11 protein-coding genes and 3 tRNA genes are annotated in these 17,077 nt (G+C 71.0%); 11 read left to right on the top strand and 3 right to left on the bottom strand.

What is annotated here, in order from left to right; all coding sequences use genetic code 11:
* The first annotated feature begins 80 nt into the window (after nt 1-80).
* From OG310_RS24520 to OG310_RS24490, 7 genes are all read left to right on the top strand, one after another.
* The gene (locus OG310_RS24520) at nt 81-830 is read left to right on the top strand and encodes a helix-turn-helix domain-containing protein (protein ID WP_329458020.1); all 750 of its coding nucleotides are present in this window, start codon (nt 81-83) and stop codon (nt 828-830) included.
* A 95-nt stretch (nt 831-925) separates the two neighbouring features.
* Nucleotides 926-3,697, top strand: coding sequence for an NPCBM/NEW2 domain-containing protein (locus tag OG310_RS24515; protein ID WP_443078723.1), 2,772 nt, complete (start codon nt 926-928; stop codon nt 3,695-3,697).
* A 395-nt stretch (nt 3,698-4,092) separates the two neighbouring features.
* A complete protein-coding gene (locus OG310_RS24510; RefSeq protein WP_329458018.1) occupies nt 4,093-5,505 on the top strand; it encodes a family 2B encapsulin nanocompartment shell protein in 1,413 nt (470 codons plus the stop codon).
* Nucleotides 5,506-5,637: 132 nt separating this feature from the next.
* On the top strand, nt 5,638-6,909 hold the full coding sequence (locus OG310_RS24505) for a family 2 encapsulin nanocompartment cargo protein terpene cyclase (RefSeq protein ID WP_329458017.1): 1,272 nt from the start codon (nt 5,638-5,640) through the stop codon (nt 6,907-6,909).
* 15 nt (nt 6,910-6,924) lie between these two features.
* A complete protein-coding gene (locus OG310_RS24500; RefSeq protein WP_329458016.1) occupies nt 6,925-7,803 on the top strand; it encodes a geranyl diphosphate 2-C-methyltransferase in 879 nt (292 codons plus the stop codon).
* A gap of 221 nt (nt 7,804-8,024) precedes the next feature.
* Nucleotides 8,025-8,561 (top strand): hypothetical protein, encoded by a 537-nt coding sequence (locus OG310_RS24495; RefSeq protein ID WP_329458015.1) that lies wholly within the window; start codon nt 8,025-8,027, stop codon nt 8,559-8,561.
* Between the two features lie 432 nt (nt 8,562-8,993).
* On the top strand, nt 8,994-10,160 hold the full coding sequence (locus tag OG310_RS24490; protein WP_329458014.1) for a glycosyltransferase: 1,167 nt from the start codon (nt 8,994-8,996) through the stop codon (nt 10,158-10,160).
* Between the two features lie 253 nt (nt 10,161-10,413).
* Here OG310_RS24490 and OG310_RS24485 read toward each other — a convergent pair.
* The 3 genes from OG310_RS24485 to OG310_RS24475 all read right to left on the bottom strand — a co-directional run bounded on the left by OG310_RS24485 (nt 10,414) and on the right by OG310_RS24475 (nt 10,805).
* A tRNA-Ile gene (locus OG310_RS24485) sits at nt 10,414-10,487 on the bottom strand.
* Nucleotides 10,488-10,654: 167 nt separating this feature from the next.
* Nucleotides 10,655-10,727: transfer RNA gene (locus tag OG310_RS24480), tRNA-Asn, on the bottom strand.
* A 5-nt stretch (nt 10,728-10,732) separates the two neighbouring features.
* Nucleotides 10,733-10,805: transfer RNA gene (locus OG310_RS24475), tRNA-Asn, on the bottom strand.
* A gap of 211 nt (nt 10,806-11,016) precedes the next feature.
* On the opposite strand from OG310_RS24475, the gene OG310_RS24470 reads away from it, so the two are divergent.
* The 4 genes from OG310_RS24470 to OG310_RS24455 all read left to right on the top strand — a co-directional run bounded on the left by OG310_RS24470 (nt 11,017) and on the right by OG310_RS24455 (nt 16,907).
* Nucleotides 11,017-11,319, top strand: coding sequence for a YtxH domain-containing protein (locus OG310_RS24470; RefSeq protein ID WP_329458013.1), 303 nt, complete (start codon nt 11,017-11,019; stop codon nt 11,317-11,319).
* Nucleotides 11,320-11,425: 106 nt separating this feature from the next.
* Nucleotides 11,426-12,958, top strand: a complete 1,533-nt coding sequence (locus tag OG310_RS24465; RefSeq protein ID WP_329458012.1) for a xylulokinase — start codon at nt 11,426-11,428, stop codon at nt 12,956-12,958.
* A gap of 284 nt (nt 12,959-13,242) precedes the next feature.
* Nucleotides 13,243-14,976: an ABC transporter ATP-binding protein gene (locus tag OG310_RS24460; RefSeq protein ID WP_329458011.1), complete on the top strand. Its 1,734-nt coding sequence runs from the start codon at nt 13,243-13,245 to the stop codon at nt 14,974-14,976.
* The gene (locus OG310_RS24455) at nt 14,976-16,907 is read left to right on the top strand and encodes an ABC transporter ATP-binding protein (protein WP_329458010.1); all 1,932 of its coding nucleotides are present in this window, start codon (nt 14,976-14,978) and stop codon (nt 16,905-16,907) included. The genes OG310_RS24460 and OG310_RS24455 overlap by 1 nt, the downstream gene beginning before the upstream one ends.
* The last annotated feature ends 170 nt before the right edge of the window (nt 16,908-17,077 follow it).

Genomic DNA, 17,077 nt, shown 5'->3' with positions numbered 1-17,077 from the left:
TCACGACGGGCACGGGCCGGCCACCACCGCCGGCAACCGCTGCGTGGTCACTGATCCGGGGAAGTGGAAGAATCCGTCCTGTGGATGCGGCGGGCCGAAACCCCGAAGCCGAGGCGTCCCGAACCGTCGTCTCAGGCGCCTTCGCGGTGCTCGGATCGCTGCGCGGACTGGGGTCCGCCCGCGTGAGCGAGGTGCAGCGCGCGTGCGGTCTGCCCCGTACGACCGTCACCCGCCTTCTCGCCCATCTCCGGCGCGCCGGAGCCGTGGAGCGCACCGGGGACCGCTGGCGGCTCGGTCCCGTGATCATGGAGCTGGGCGCCGAAGTGCCCGCGGAGCCACGGCTGCGCGCGGTGGCCCAGCGGCCATTGATGGAACTGGCGGGGGCGACCGGCGGGCTGGTGGCGCTGAGCGTCGACATCGGCGGCCGGGGGCTGATGGTGGAGGTGCTGCCCGGGGACCGGCCCGTCGCCCGCGCGCCGCGACCGGGCCTGCTGCACGAGGACGATCTCGCCGCGGTCGGCCTGCCCGTCGCCCGGCTCGCCGTGGTTCGCGCCCACGAGCGGGCACACACGGGAGACATGCGTCCCGTCATCGACGCGGGCGGCGTCGATCCCCGGGTCAGCTGCGTCGCCGCACCCCTGCGCCTGTCCCCGTCGGACACCGGCGCGGTGTCACTGATGCTGCCCGGAGGGGCCGGCATCCCCGACCCGATGGTGAACGCCACGCGGCGGACGGCGGGCAGGATCGCCACGGAGCTGTCGCGACCCGCCCTCACACCGCCCCGCCTCCCGGCCTCTGGCCAGGGACATGACGACCCATCGGATGTTTGATTCTGTTTCTTTGTTCGCGGTATTGACCGAATATTCAACACGTAGAGACACTGAGCCCCATCCTCCTCTGGTGAAGGGCGTCAACCATGCCCCGCGTGTTGACTCATGTGCGCAGACTCATCCCCCTCTGGGTGCTGGCCCTGCTGGCCGCCTTGCTGGCGTCGGGCGCGACGCCGGCCCACGCGGCACCCGCCACGTCGATCAGCGTCGACGGCAGCAAGAGCGGCCGCACCTTCGACGGCATCGGCGCGATCAGCGGCGGCGGCGGCAACTCCCGCCTGCTGACCGACTATCCGGCCGCCCAGCAGAAGCAGATCCTCGACTACCTCTTCAAGCCCGGTTACGGGGCCGATCTCCAGTTGCTGAAGCTGGAGATCGGCGGCGACGCCAACTCCACCGACGGCTCGGAGCCGTCGATCGAGCACACCAAGGGCAAGATCAACTGTGATGCCGGTTACGAGTTCTGGCTCGCCGAGCAGGCCAAGAAGCGCAACCCGGACATCGGCCTGTACGGGCTGGCCTGGGCGGCGCCCGGCTGGATCAACGGCGGGTTCTGGTCCACCGACACCATCAACTACCTGATCTCCTGGCTGGGTTGCGCCAAGCAGCACGGCCTGGACATCAGCTACCTCGGCGGCTGGAACGAGCGCGGTCACGACGCCGACTGGTACGTCCAGTTGCGCACCGCCCTCGACGCCGCCGGGTACTCCGGCGTGCAGCTCGTGGCCGACGACAGCGGCTGGGACGTCGCTGACGACATGGCCAAGGACCCGGCGTTCAACGACGCGGTGTCGATCATCGGCGCCCACTACCCCTGCCAGGGTGACGGCGGCCCCGCCGACACCTGCTCCAGCACCGACACCGCCAAGAACAACGGCAAACCGCTGTGGGCGTCCGAGAACGGCTCGCAGGACATGAACACCGGCGCACCCGCCCTGATCCGCTCCATCACACGCGGCTACGTCGACGCCAAGATGACCAGTTACTTCAACTGGCCGCTGCTCGCCGCGATCTACCCCAATCTCCCGTACTCCACCGTGGGCCTCTCGACGGCCGGATCCCCCTGGTCGGGCAACTACTCCATCGGCGAGAACACCTGGGCGACCGCGCAGGTCACCCAGTTCGCGCAGCCCGGCTGGAAGTTCGTCGACTCCGCCTCCGGCTACCTCGGCGGCTCGGAGACCAACGGCAGTTACATCACGCTGAAGTCCCCGGGCGGCAAGGACTACTCCACGGTCCTGGAGACGACCTCGGCCACCGAGGCGCAGACCGCGAACCTCACCGTGTCGGGCGGGCTGTCCACCGGCACGGTCCACGTGTGGGCCACCGACGTGAACAACCCGAACCCCGCGACGGACTTCATCCACACCCAGGACATCACCCCGAGCGACGGCGCGTACTCCCTGACGATGAAGCCCGGCTACGTCTACACGCTCACCACGACGACCGGCCAGGGCAAGGGCACCGCGACGCCTCCCGCCGCGCACGCGCTGGCCCTTCCCTACACGGACGACTTCGACCACGACGCCGCCGGCACGGAGGCGAAGTACGTCTCCGACATGCAGGGCTCCTTCGAGGTCCAGAAGTGCGCCGCCGGACGCCACGGCATGTGCCTGCAGCAGATGGCGGCCACCAAGCCGATCGAATGGCAGGACGACAGCGACGCGTTCACCCTCGTCGGCGACCCCACCTGGACGAACTACTCGCTCCAGTCCGACGTCGAACTGGCCAAGCCGGGCACGGTCGAGCTGATCGGACGCGCGGGCACCCAGAACCGCCCGCAGTCCCACCAGCAGGGCTACTTCTTCCAGATCAGCGACACCGGCGCCTGGACCCTCTTCAAGAGCGACGCGAACGGCACGCGCACGGTGCTGACCCGTTCCGCGACCACCGCACTCGGCACCGGCACCTGGCACCGGCTGGGCCTGTCCTTCAGCGGCTCGGCGATCACCGCGTCCGTCGACGGCAAGGACATCGGAACGGTCCACGACAGCAGCTACACCGCGGGGCAGGGCGGGCTCGGCCTCACGTCGTACGACACCGACCAGTTCGACAACCTCTCCTTCAAGAAGACGGCCGCCACCACCCCGGCCGCCTCGCTGGCGGTGACCCCGTCGGCGACGAGCGTCCAGCGCGGCAAGTCCCTGACGCTGTCCACCACCGTCACGGTGCCGTCGCACGCGAAGGCGGCGCAGGGCGTCAACCTCAGCCTCACGGCTCCCGGGTTCACCTTCGACGCGCAGCCCCAGGTGTTCGGCGAGGTGAAGCCCGGCCACAGTGCCGTCGCCACCTGGCAGTTGACGGCGCCCACGGACAAGGCGTCCACGGCGACGATCAGCGCGACGGCGACCTTCGCCCAGGGCGGCGTGGCGCAGTGGCTGCGGGGCGACACCCAGGTGGCGGTCACCAACCCGCCCCCGCCGACCGGGACCACCGACGTCAGCGACCTCGACTTCGTGTCGTCCACCAACGGCTGGGGTCCCGTCGAGCACGACCAGTCCGTCGGCGGCACCAACGCCGGCGACGGCACGCCGCTCACCATCGACGGCAAGGTCTACGCCAAGGGCCTCGGAACCAACTCGGTCAGCGATGTCACCGTCTACCTGGGCGGCAACTGCTCGAAGTTCACCACCACGGTCGGCAATGACGACGACGCCGGGAACTCGGGCTCCATGACCTTCAGCGTGCTCGGCGACGGCAAGACGCTGGCGGCCACGAAGACCATCAAGGGCGGGGACCCGGCCCAGCAGCTGAGCGCCGATCTCGACGGTGTGCAGAGCCTCGACCTCGTCGTGGGCGACGCCGGTGACGGCAACGCGTACGACCACGGGGACTGGGCGACGCCCACTCTCACCTGCTCCGGCTGAGAACCGCGCGGCACCTGCCCCTCAGCGGGTCAGGTGCCGCACCCGTCATGTGACGCCCGGGCCCGCGCACAGGGGCCCGGGCGTCGCGCGTGCCCGCACGGCGTCTCGCGTGCCCGCATCCGCCGTGCGACGGGTGCCGCACGGTGCCGTGCAGGGGAAAAGGCGGCGTGAACGCACCGCCCACTCGCGATTACCAACGCCCCTCGCGATAAACCTGATGCCGGCCGAGATCGCCGTATCGAGGTAACTCAGCAGCGGTTCCGCGCGAGTTGGGTCCGGGCGCCATTACCGTTCCCAGTGTTCCGGACGGATTGCCGGCGATTCCCCTCTTTTCCTCTTCCACCGGTCGGCGCGCCCGCGCCGATCACCTCCGCCGCGAAGGAGAACTCGCCCCGATGACCGTTGAGACCAGTCCGGAAGCGCAGCCGGCGCCGCCCCGCCAGTCCAGCCTGGGTACCGCGGCCGCCCGCAACCTGGCCACCACGACCAAGTCCGCGCCGCAGATGCAGGAGATCACCTCCCGGTGGCTGCTGCGGACGCTCCCCTGGGTCGAGACCAAGGGCGGCGCCTACCGGGTGAACCGCCGGCTGAGCTACACCGTCGGCGACGGGCGCGTCGAGTTCCTCCAGAACGGCTCCGAGGTCCGGGTGATCCCCCGCGAGCTCGGCGAACTGGCCCTGCTGCGCGGCTTCGACGACGTCGAGGTGCTGACCGCGCTCGCCGACCGCTGCGTCCAGCGGGACTTCGGCGCCGGCGAGGTACTCGTCGAGCGCGGCACCCCCGCCGACCGGATCCACCTGATCGCCCACGGCCGAATCGTCCAGAGCGCCGTCGGCAAGTACGGCGACGAGGTCCGCGTCACCACCCTCGCCGACGGCGGGTGCTTCGGTGAGAGCGCCCTCCTGGACGGCGACGCGAGGTGGGACTGCACCGCCACCGCCCAGACCGCCGGCACCCTGCTCACCCTGTCCCGCGCCGACTTCGCCGCCGTATGCGCGGCGGCACCGGGCCTCCAGGCACACCTCGAATGGTTCGGCTCGCTCTCCGACCGGCCGCAGACCCGGCACGGCGAAGCCGAGATCCCGATGTCCGCCGGCCACACCGGCGAAGCCCTGGTGCCGGGCTCCTTCGTCGACTACGAACTCCACCCGCGTGAGTACGAACTCTCGGTCGCGCAGACCGTTCTGCGCGTCCACAGCAGGGTCGCGGATCTCTACAACGGTCCGATGAACCAGACCGAGGAGCAACTCAGGCTCACCATCGAGGCGTTGCGTGAACGCCAAGAATACGAGCTCGTCAACAACCCGGAATTCGGGCTGCTGCACAACGCCGACTTCAAGCAGCGGATCCAGACCCATTCCGGCCCGCCCACCCCGGACGACCTCGACGAACTGCTCTGCCGCCGCCGCGGCACCAAGGTCTTCCTGGCGCATCCCCGGACGATCGCGGCGATCGGGCGCGGGTTCAACGCCTACGGCCTGCACCCGGACCACGTCGACCTCGGCGGCCAGCAGGTCCCGGCCTGGCGCGGCGTCCCGATCCTGCCCTGCAACAAGATCCCCATCACCAAGGAGAACACCAGCTCGATCCTCGCCATGCGGACCGGCGAGGAGAACCAGGGCGTCATCGGCCTGCGCCAGACCGGCCTGCCGGACGAGTACGAGCCGGGCCTGTCGGTGCGCTTCATGGGCATGAGCGAGCAGGCCATCATCTCGTACCTGGTCACGACCTATTACTCCGCCGCCATCCTGCTGCCCGACGCACTCGGCGTACTGGAGGACGTGCAGATCGCCCGCGGACGCGACTAGCGGGCCCGCTCGTTCGGCGACACGGCCGGCGGGCCGCCCGCCGACGCGGGCCGGCCACCGGTCCAGGTCCCCGGCCTGGCACGCGATGCCCGGCCCCCCGGGCAGCCCACCCACCTCACCAAGGAGTCACGGATGCCCGATCCCGGGCCTTCCTCTCTGCAGCCGAGCCTGCCCGCCGCCGCGCCGCCCCTTTTCGGGGCCCGCGTCCCCGCTCCCGCACCCGCACCCGGCACCGGACCGCCGGACGAGACGGTCGCCGGGCACGCACCGCGGGACACCGCGGTCGTCGGGGGAGCGAGCACCGCGCTGGAGCGGATCCTGTGCGGCCCGAGCGGTCTGGGCACCGCGGGTCTGCGTCCGGGCCGGCGACCGCAACCCCCCGCCCCTCCCGAGCCCGGGACACCGGTGGAGGAGACGGCTGTGGAGGGGACAGCGATCCCCGGCCTCTACCACCACCCGGTCCAGCCGCCCGACCCGGAGCGGGTGGCGGAGGTCAGCCGCAGGATCAAGGCCTGGGCGGTGGACGAGGTCCAGGCGTTCCCCCCGGAGTGGGAGGACCAGTTCGACGGCTTCTCCGTCGGCCGTTACATGGTCGCCTGCCATCCCGACGCCCCCACCGTCGAGCACCTGATGATCGCCACGCGGCTGATGGTCGCCGAGAACGCGGTCGACGACTGCTACTGCGAGGACCACGGCGGCTCACCCGTCGGACTCGGCAGCCGGCTCCTGCTGGCACACACCGCCCTCGACCCGCTGTACACGACCGGCGAGTACGAGCCGCACTGGGCGAGTTCACTCGGCTCGGACGGGCCCCGGCGCGCCTACCGCTCCGCCATGGAGTACTTCGGCCGGCAGGCCACCGACTCGCAGGCCGACCGGTACCGGCACGACATGGCGCGTCTGCACCTGGGTTACCTCGCCGAGGCGGCCTGGGCCGAGACGGACCACGTGCCCGAGGTGTGGGAGTACCTGGCGATGCGCCAGTTCAACAACTTCCGCCCCTGCCCCACCATCACCGACACCGTCGGTGGCTACGAACTGCCTGCCGACCTGCACGCCCGGACCGCCATGCAGCGGGTCATCGCGCTCGCCGGCAACGCCACCACGATCGTGAACGACCTGTACTCGTACACCAAGGAACTCGACAGTCCCGGCCGGCACCTCAACCTGCCCGTGGTGATCGCCGAACGGGAGGCCGCCTCGGACCGGGACGCCTACCTGAAGGCCGTCGAGGTCCACAACGAACTCATGCACCGCTTCGAAACCGAAGCAGCCGACCTGGCGGCCGCCTGCCCCGTCCCGAGCGTGCTCCGTTTCCTTCGGGGCGTGGCCGTGTGGGTCGACGGCAACCACTACTGGCACCGGACCAACACCTACCGATACAGCCTGCCCGATTTCTGGTAAGGAGCGCACTTCACCGTGACCAGCACCGAACTCACCACCGCCACCCCCGTATTCATCCCCGCTCCGGCGTCCCCGTACCAGGGCGACATCGCCCGCTACTGGGACCAGGAGGCGAGGCCCGTGAACCTGCGCCTCGGCGACGTCGACGGGCTCTACCACCATCACTACGGGATCGGCGACGTCGACCACGGTGCCCTCGGAGACCCCTCCGACAGCGCGTACGAGAAGAAGCTGATCGCGGAACTCCACCGGCTGGAGTCCGCGCAGGCCGAAGTCCTCCTGGACCACCTCGGTTCCCCCGGGCGCGAGGACACCGTGGTGGACGCCGGCTGCGGCCGGGGCGGTTCGATGGTCATGGCGCACCGGCGGTTCGGATGCAAGGCCGAGGGCGTCACCCTCTCCGCCAAACAGGCCGAGTTCGCCAACCGGCGTGCCCAGGAACTCGGCATCGAGGACCACGTCCGCGCCCGGGTGTGCAACATGCTCGACACGCCCTTCGCGACGGGCGAGGCCGCGGGCTCGTGGAACAACGAGTCCAGCATGTACGTCGACCTGGACGACCTGTTCGCCGAGCACTCCCGCGTGCTGTCCGTCGGCGGGCGCTACGTGACCATCACGGGCTGCTGGAACCCGCGTTACGGGCAGCCCTCGAAGTGGGTCTCCCAGATCAACGCGCACTTCGAGTGCAACATCCACTCCCGCCGGGAGTACCTGAAGGCCATGGCCGACCACCGCCTCGTGCCGCAGGCCATCGTCGACCTGACCGCGGCGACCCTGCCCTACTGGGAGTTGCGCGCCACATCGTCCCTGGTCACCGGCATCGAGGACGCCTTCATCAACTCGTACAAGGACGGCTCCTTCCAGTACCTCCTGATCGCGGCGGACCGCGTCTGAGCGACGCGGTCCGCCGGTGCCCCGGGTCCGTCCGCCGACGGACCCGGGGCACCGGCGCGGGCGCGTGCCCCGGCCGGATCGGAGGCGATGCCGGCGCCGGCGCTCCCGCCGACGCCCGTGCCGTGCCGTGCCGTGCCGTGCGATACGACTGATGAGGCCGTCCGGGTGACGCCTGCGCCGGTCCCGGGCATGTTCCTCGTCCGCCCCGCTACGACGTTCGCATGACCAAGATCCTGCGAGCCCTCGGCCTCGCCCTGCTCGCCGCGCTGCCCCTCGTCGCCGCCGGACCCGCCCCCGCGGCGACCGCCCGGCACCCCGCTCCCCACCCGGCCGCCGCGGTACGGCCGGTCGCTCCCGTGCCGGTGGGCACCCGCGTCCATCTGATCGACCCGGCCGAGGACAGCGGCGTCCACATCGCGGTGCACCTGAACCGGGACTACGTCCTCCTCGGTGAGAGGCGGGGCGACAGGGGGGACCGCGTCGTCTTCCACCGCAGGGGCCACGGCTACACCATCGAGCAGACCTTCTCCCACTACGTCCACCACTCCTGGTGGCACGCCGCGGGGGCCAACGGAGTCCGCCTCTCGAAGGAGTCGGACGCCACCGTCTTCGCGGTGTTCCCCACCCGGTACGGCCTGCTGTTCGCGGATGAGCAGGGGCGCTACCCGGCGATCCACCACAACGGCACGCGGTGGCTCAGGACCGCTTCCCGCCTCGACTCCCGCTCCTCGTGGGCCTACTTCCGCACGGAGCGGTGACCGCCCGTCCCGGACGGCCCCGGGGCCCGTACACCGATTCCGGCGCCCGTCCCCGCCGGCCGGGGGCGGGCGCCGGCCCGCAGGGAGCCGGGAGTGCGCGCCCGGCGGCTCCCGCGGCGCGGCGCAGGGCGCGGGGCGCGGGCGCGTCGTCTCCGGCTCGGCCACGATCGCGCGCACCGCGTGGGGAGGCCCGCCCGGGGGCACGGGAGCGGTCCCGGGTCCGACTCGGCGCCGAACGCGGGGCAGTGGGCGCTGTCCTCGTCCTCGACGGGGCCGCCGCCCTCCTGGGCGCCGATCGACCACCACGGAGGAAGCGGGGCCCTACGCCCGCCGCGTCGACGCGGGGCCCGGCGATCTAGACTGCAGGCCCGACATTCTCATTTTTTTCATTCCTCATATCTCCGCCGGGCAGGCGGCCCGAAAGAGAGCACCATGCGCATCCTCATGTCGTCGACCGCCGAGGCCGGGCATCTGCGCCCCATGCTTCCCTTCGCCCGGGCCTGCGTCGCCGCAGGGCACGAGGTCCAGGTCGCGACCCCCCGCTCCGCCGCTCACCTGGTGAAGGACGCCGGCCTCGGTCTCTGGGAGTGCGACGACATCGCCCCCGACGTGCTCGCGCCGTTCCACGACGCGATCGCCCGCGAGCCCGGGAGGATCAGGGAGATCATGGTCCGCCAGGTCTGGGGCGATGTCGCGGCACGGGCGTTCCTGCCCGGGGTCCTCGCCGCGATCGACGCCTGGCAGCCTGATGTGATCTTCCGCGACGCCGTGGAATTCGCCTCGGCGGTCGCCGCCGACCTGCGGTCGGTCCCCCACGTGCAGATGCTGCACAGCCGTACCGGCATTCTCCTGTCCGTACGGGACGAGGCCGCCGGGGCGGTCTCCCGGCTGCGCGAATCCGTCGGTCTTCCGCCCGACCCCGAAGGGCACTGCCTGCGCACGCCCTGCCTGACCCGGTTGCCGGAGTTCCTCGACGAGCCCTACACCGCGGCCCCGGCCGAGATCCACCGGTTCCGCACGGCCGGCGCGGGGGCCGTCGCCGAGAACCTGCCGCAGTGGTGGACGAACGGCGAGGACCCCCTCGTGTACGTCACCTTCGGCACCGTCCTCATGCGCGATGCCGTTCACCGGGCCCGGCTGCGGGCGATCGTCGAGGCCGTGGCGGACCTGCCCGTGCGCCTGCTCGTCACCTACGGCGGCAACCCCGACGAACAGGCCTGGCCTGCACTGCCCCCCAACGCGCACGTCGTGGACTGGGTGCTCCAGGAACAGGTCCTGCGCGAGGCGACCGCGGTGATCCACCACGGCGGGATGGGCAACGTCATGGAGGTCCTCTCCGCCGGGCTGCCGTCGGTGATCGTGCCGCACGGGGGCGACGCGCCGGGCAACGCGACGGGGGTGGCGTCGACGGGTGCCGGCCTGTCCGTGGACCCCGGCACTGACGCCCCGTTCGACGCGGCTCCGGTGCGTGCCGCTCTCGTCCGGGTGCTCTCCGAGCCCGCGTTCGCCGCCGCGGCGCGCCGGACGGCCGCTTCCCTCGACGCCCTGCCGCCGATCGAAGAAGCGGTCACCGTGTTCGAGAAGGCCCGACTGGCCTGACCGGAGGGTGGTGCGGGGGCCCGGGGCAGGTCTCCGCATGACCGGAGCGGCCTGCTCCTGGGGGCTTGGGAGGCCGTACGGGCTTCGCTGCGCGTGCGGGCTTTGACACGCGTACGGGATTCGACCACGTACGGATTTTGAGGCTGGGCGGGGCAGTCCTTGCGAAAGGGGCCCGCGACTCAGCGGAGGGGACAATGGATCCCGCGCGACGGCAAAACGTGAACCTGATCGCCCATCAGTACATTCGTTCGAGTGGGGCGGGTGGGACTCGAACCCACGGCCGACGGATTATGAGTCCGCTGCTCTAACCGGCTGAGCTACCGCCCCCACACGGCGCGTCGCGCACATGTGTACGCGCCGTCTGCCGCAGCATAGCCGGTCATACGATCTCCCGCCTCGGCTGGTCGGCATGCTCCGACCTTGAGGACCACGCTGCCTGCCCCGCGGTTCCGGGGAAAAGAAAAAAGGACCCCGAAGGGTCCTTTTGAGAAGTGCTCCCCCGGCTGGACTCGAACCAGCAACCCTCCGGTTAACAGCCGAATGCTCTGCCAATTGAGCTACAGGGGACCGCGCTCCCCCGACTGGACTCGAACCAGTAACCTGCCGGTTAACAGCCGGCTGCTCTGCCAATTGAGCTACAGGGGATTGCTGCGTCTGCGACGGGCATCGCCGGTCCGGGTCACCCAGGCGGCGCGTGCTCGCTGCGACACATACATTAGCGCAAGCAGGGGGGTGCTCCGCCAATCGGTATCGTGCCGGGTCACGTCGGGTGATCCCGGGCCGGACGGGGTAGGCGCAACAGCAACCAGGCAGCAGATGGTCCCCACGGTCCGACGCTAGGAAAGGGTGGCAGCCAATGAGGTACCGCCTCACGTTCATCGCGGGTCTGGCTCTCGGATACGTTCTGGGAACCCGCGCAGGCCGCGAGCGCTACGAGAAGCTGAAGAAGGCCGCGCAGCAGGTCTCGCAGAACCCGGCGGTGCGCAACGCCACGGAGACGGCCGCGCAGACCGGCCGCGAGTTCGCCGGCAAGGCGTACCACTCGGTGAGCGGCCGGGTCGAGGACAAGGTGCCCGCGTCCGTCGCGAACCGGGTGCGGTCGCTGCGCGAGCGCAACGGTCGTCCGGGCGAGGACGACTGGGGCAGCAGCAACACCTGAGCCTCGGGCCTGCTCCCCGCGCGGGCGGCCGGACAATCGGACATCAGGTCGGCGGGCTTCGACGGGCGTCGGGGCCCGCCGACCGCTGTCCGTAGAATCCTGTGCCATGGGAATAGTCGCCGGTCTCGACAGCTCGTCCGCGGCCACACGCATCGTCGTCTGCGACACCGACACCGGTGCCGTCCTGCGCCAGGGGTACGCCCCGCACCCGGTGGATCCCAAGGCCGCGGACATCGATCCGCAGGCCTGGCTGCTCTCCCTCGGTGAGGCCGCGTCCGGCGGGCTGCTCGAAGGCGTCCAGGCCATCGGCGTCTCCGCGCAGCAGCACGCCCTGATCGCGCTCGACCGGCAGGGCGCCCTGGTGCGGCCTGCGCTGCTCGGCAACGACAAGCGGGCCCAGGTCGCCGCGGCGGACCTGGTCGACGCCCTCGGCGGACGCCGGGCGTGGGCGGAGGCCGTGGGCGCCGTTCCGCAGTCCGGCCAGATCCTGGCGAAGCTGCGCTGGCTGGCCCGGCACGAGCCGGAGGCCGCTGAGCGGGTCGCCTCGGTGATGCAGGCGCACGACTGGATCGTCTGGCAGTTGCTGGGCAGGCCCGTGCGCCGCACCACGGACCGCGGCGGCGCGTCCGGAACCGGCTACTGGGCGGCGGGCACCGGCGCGTACCGGCAGGACCTCATCGAGCTGGCACTCGGCCACCGGATCGGCGTCCCCGAGGTGCTGGCTCCGGCCGAGCCCGCGGGCACGACCCCCGAGGGGCTGCTGATCTCGGCGGGTACCGGCGAGACGATGGCGGCGGCGTTCGGCCTCGGGCTCGTGCCCGGTGACGCGGTCGTCTCCCTCGGAGCGTCCGGGTCCGTGATGGCGGTGCACGGCGAGGCCCTGGCGGACCCGTCGGGCACGATCACGTCGTTCGCGGACGCCACCGGCATGCATCTGCCCGTCGTGCACATCAGCAACGCGGTACGGGCGCTGCGCGGCACCGCGGAGCTGCTGGGCACGGAGGACCTGGCGGAGCTGTCCGCGCTCGCCCTCAAGTCAACGCCCGGTTCATCCGGACTTGTCCTGCTGCCTTACCTGGAGGGCGAGCGGACCCCGCAACTGCCGCACACCGCGGGCACCCTGAGCGGACTGCGCCGCGAGTCGATGCGGCCCGAGCACCTGGCGCGCGCCGCCTTCGAGGGGATGCTCTGCTCGCTGGCCGACGCGATGGACGTCCTGCGCGGGCGCGGCGTTCAGGTGCGGCGGGTGTTCCTGCTCGGTGGCGCGGCCGAACTGCCGGCCGTGCAGGCCATCGCACCGTCGGTGCTGGGCGCGCAGGTCGTGGTGCCGCAGCCGGCGGAGTACGCGGCGCTCGGCGCGGCCCGGCAGGCGGCCTGGGCACTCGGGGTCGCGGGCGGCACGCTGTCGCCGGACACCCCGCCGGCCTGGCAGGGCGCGGCGACGCAGGTCTTCGAGCCGGGTGACGAGCTGCCGGTCGGCTCGGCCGTACGGCAGCAGTACCGCGCGACCCGCGAGCACATCCACCCCGGCGCCTTCGACGGGTCGGGGGCCGTGGGTCCGACGACGGGCGCGACGGGCGGCGCGGGCGGTGAGCGGGCCGCGGGGCAGGACGGTCCCGGGGAGCCCTCCCTCTCGTAGGACAGGTGCCCGGGCGCTCCCACCGGTCCCGGCCCCTGGATCTTCTCGCAGGTCCCGCCCCGGGCCCGCTCGCGGGCCTGCGCCCCGGGGACGGGTGCGGCGGCGCCGGGGAGCGTTGTCGTACCCCCGCCGTACAGTTTTCGGTGCACCCGTCGCAACGCTCCGTGCTTTGACCCGGCCTTGGCCATTCCACCGGCCCTCCCGCCGGAATTCCGTGGGAATCCGGGGCCCGGGTGCCGCAAGATGGGGGCGACCTCTGTCCGCCGACCCGGAGAGACTCCCGCGTGCTCCTACGACTTCTACGGACCCACCTCGCTCCGTACAGACGACCGATCGGTCTGCTGGTGGCGCTTCAGCTGCTCCAGACCGTCGCCACCCTCTACCTCCCCACGCTCAACGCGGACATCATCGACAACGGTGTCGTGAGCGGTGACTCGGGCTACATCCTGGAGTTCGGCGCGATCATGCTCGCCGTCTCCGTCGGCCAGGTGCTGTGCAACATGGGCGCCGTGTACTACGGAGCGCGTACGGCGTCGTCGGTGGGGCGTGACGTGCGCTCCGCCGTCTTCCACCGGGTGCAGAGCTTCTCCGCCCGTGAGGTGAGCCACTTCGGGGCACCCACGCTGATCACCCGGACCACCAACGACGTGCAGCAGATACAGATGCTGACACTCATGTCGTTCACGCTGATGGTGTCCGCGCCGATCATGTGCGTCGGCGGCATCATCATGGCGCTCAGCCAGGACGTGCCGCTGTCGTCGATCCTGCTGGCCGTGGTGCCCGTGCTCGCGCTCGCGGTGAGCCTGATCGTGCGCAGGATGCGGCCGCTGTTCCGGCAGATGCAGAAGAAGCTGGACAGCGTGAACCGGGTGCTGCGCGAGCAGATCACCGGCAACCGCGTCATCCGCGCCTTCGTCCGCGACGACTACGAGCAGGGGCGCTTCAAGACCGCCAACACCGAGGTGTCCCAACTGCAGTTGTCGACGGGCCGCCTGATGTCGCTGATGTTCCCGACGGTGATGACGGTGGTCAACCTGTCGTCGATCGCCGTGGTCTGGTTCGGCGCGCACCGTATCGACGGCGGTCACATGCAGATCGGCGCGCTGACCGCGTTCCTGTCGTACCTGATGCAGATCGTGATGGCCGTGATGATGGCCACGTTCATGTTCATCATGGTGCCGCGGGCCGAGGTCTGCGCCGAGCGTATCGAGGAGGTGCTGTCCACCGACTCCAGCGTCGTACCGCCGCTGAGCCCGGTGCGGGAGCTGCGCGCCCACGGCCACCTGGAGATCAGGGACGTCGACTTCCGCTATCCCGGCGCCGAGGAATCCGTACTCAAGGCGGTGACCCTCGCCGCGCGGCCGGGCGAGACGACCGCCGTCATCGGCTCGACGGGCAGCGGCAAGTCGACCCTGCTCTCCCTCGTACCGCGGCTGATGGACGTCACGACGGGCCAGATCCTGGTGGACGGGCAGGACGTGCGCGAACTGGAGGCGCGGCTCCTGGCGAAGACCGTGAGCCTGGTGCCGCAGAAGCCGTACCTGTTCGCGGGGACGATCGCGACCAACCTGCGGTACGGCAACCCCGACGCGACCGACGAGGAACTGTGGCACGCGCTGGAGGTGGCGCAGGCCAAGGAGTTCGTCACCAAGCTGGAGGGCGGTCTCGACGCGCCGGTCGCCCAGGGCGGCACCAACGTCTCCGGCGGCCAGCGGCAGCGGCTTTCGATCGCGCGGACGCTGGTGCAGCGCCCGGAGATCTACCTGTTCGACGACTCGTTCTCCGCGCTGGACTACGCGACGGACGCGGCGCTGCGTGCCGCGCTCGCGCGGGAGACCGCGCAGGCGACGGTGGTGATCGTCGCGCAGCGCGTGTCGACGATCAGGGACGCCGACCGGATCGTGGTGCTGGACGAGGGCCGCGTGGTCGGCACGGGCCGCCACGCGGAGCTGATGGCGTCCAACGACACGTACCGGGAGATCGTGCTCTCCCAGCTGACCGAGGCGGAGGCGGCCTGATGAGCGGCGCAGGACCCGGGCGGATGATGGGGGCCGGCGCGCCCGCACAGCGCTCCGCGGACTTCAAGGGGTCGGCGAAGCGTCTGCTGCGGCGGCTGACGCAGTACCGGTCGGCGCTGGTGGCGATGATCGCGGCGACCGTGGTGAGCGTGGGCCTGTCGGTGGAGGGGCCGAGGATCCTCGGCAAGGCCACCGACCTGATCTTCGCGGGTGTCATCGGCCGCTCTATGCCCCAGGGCTCGACGAAGGCGCAGGCGATCGCGGAACTGCGCACGCGCGGCCAGGGCTCGGTCGCGGACCTGTTGTCGGGTGTCGACTTCGTGCCGGGGCACGGCATCGACTTCGACAAGATCGGGACGACGCTGCTGACGGCGCTGCTGGTCTACCTGGCGGCGGGGCTGCTGATGCTGGTGGCGCAGCGGATGTCGATCCGGATCATCAACCGCACCGTGTACCGGATGCGGCAGGACATCCAGGCGAAGCTGGCCCGCCTGCCGCTGTCGTACTTCGACCGGCAGCGGCGCGGTGAGGTGCTCAGCCGCGCGACGAACGACGTGGACAACCTCGCGCAGACGATGCAGCAGACGATGGGGCAGATGGTCAACTCGCTGCTGACGATCGTCGGCGTCATCGTGATGATGTTCTGGATCTCGTGGCTGCTGGCGCTGGTCGCGCTGGTCACCGTGCCGCTGTCGGTGCTGGTGGCGACGAGGATCGGCAAGCGGTCGCAGCCGCAGTTCGTGCAGCAGTGGCGCGTCACCGGCAAGCTCAACGCCCACATCGAGGAGATGTACACGGGGCATTCGCTGGTGAAGACGTTCGGCCGGCAGGAGGAGTCCGCCGCCGCGTTCGAGGAACAGAACGAGCTGCTGTACGAGGCGGCGTTCAAGGCGCAGTTCAACAGCGGCATCATGCAGCCGCTGATGATGTTCATCTCGAACCTCAACTACGTGCTGGTCGCGGTCGTCGGCGGCCTCAGGGTGGCGTCGGGCGCGCTGTCCATCGGTGACGTGCAGGCGTTCATCCAGTACTCGCGGCAGTTCTCGCAGCCCCTCACGCAGGTCGCCTCGATGGCGAACCTCGTGCAGTCGGGCGTGGCGTCGGCCGAGCGGATCTTCGAGTTGCTGGACGCCGAGGAGCAGGAGCCGGACGGCCCGGAGCGCAAGATGCTCACCCCGCCGCGCGGCCGGGTCGCACTGGAGAAGGTCGCGTTCCGCTACGACCCGGAGAAGCCGCTGATCGAAGACCTGTCGCTGGCGGTCGAGCCCGGTCAGACGGTCGCGATCGTCGGCCCCACGGGCGCCGGCAAGACCACGCTGGTCAACCTGCTGATGCGGTTCTACGAGGTGTCGGCAGGGCGGATCACGCTCGACGGCGTCGACGTGCGGGACATGACCCGCGAGCAACTGCGCTCCGGGATAGGGATGGTGCTGCAGGACACCTGGCTGTTCGGCGGAACGATCGCGGAGAACATCGCGTACGGGGCCTCCCGCGAGGTGTCGCGGGAAGAGGTCGAGGAGGCGGCGCGTGCCGCGCACGCGGACCGCTTCGTGCGCACGCTGCCCGAGGGCTACGACACGGTGCTCGACGACGAGGGCTCGGGCGTCAGCGCCGGTGAGAAGCAGCTGATCACCATCGCGCGGGCGTTCCTGTCCGACCCGGTGATCCTGGTCCTCGACGAGGCGACGAGCTCGGTGGACACCCGTACGGAGGTCCTCATCCAGAAGGCGATGGCGCGGCTCGCGCACGGCAGGACGAGCTTCGTGATCGCGCACCGGCTGTCCACCATCCGCGACGCGGACGTGATCCTCGTGATGGAGAGCGGCTCGATCGTGGAGCAGGGGACGCACGAGGAACTGCTCACGGCGGGCGGCGCGTACGCGCGTCTGTACCAGGCCCAGTTCGCCCAGGCGGTGGCCGAGGTCGACTGACGGCGGCGCGGGCCCGCTGCCGTCATGGCACAGGGCGCTCCCACGGCGACGCAGTGATGCGGCGCGGCGGGGGCGCCCTCCGCTGTCTCCGGCCTCCGGCGCGAGCACGGCTCCGGTCCGGTACGGACGGGGCTCCAGTGCGTTACGGACGCGGCTCCGATCCGGTACGT

It is taken from the genome of Streptomyces sp. NBC_01497, from assembly GCF_036250695.1.
Taxonomy (GTDB): Bacteria; Actinomycetota; Actinomycetes; order Streptomycetales; family Streptomycetaceae; genus Streptomyces.
Note: the sequence above shows the minus strand (reverse complement) of the source record. Positions and strands in the feature narration are given on the sequence as shown.

Excerpts from the sequence above, each read along its gene's own strand:
- OG310_RS24455 (WP_329458010.1), top strand. The coding sequence starts at position 14,976 with ATGAGCGGCGCAGGACCCGGGCGGATGATGGGGGCCGGCGCGCCCGCA.
- OG310_RS24470 (WP_329458013.1), top strand. The coding sequence starts at position 11,017 with ATGAGGTACCGCCTCACGTTCATCGCGGGTCTGGCTCTCGGATACGTT.
- OG310_RS24495 (WP_329458015.1), top strand. The coding sequence starts at position 8,025 with ATGACCAAGATCCTGCGAGCCCTCGGCCTCGCCCTGCTCGCCGCGCTG.
- OG310_RS24465 (WP_329458012.1), top strand. The coding sequence starts at position 11,426 with ATGGGAATAGTCGCCGGTCTCGACAGCTCGTCCGCGGCCACACGCATC.
- OG310_RS24490 (WP_329458014.1), top strand. The coding sequence starts at position 8,994 with ATGCGCATCCTCATGTCGTCGACCGCCGAGGCCGGGCATCTGCGCCCC.
- OG310_RS24505 (WP_329458017.1), top strand. The coding sequence starts at position 5,638 with ATGCCCGATCCCGGGCCTTCCTCTCTGCAGCCGAGCCTGCCCGCCGCC.
- OG310_RS24510 (WP_329458018.1), top strand. The coding sequence starts at position 4,093 with ATGACCGTTGAGACCAGTCCGGAAGCGCAGCCGGCGCCGCCCCGCCAG.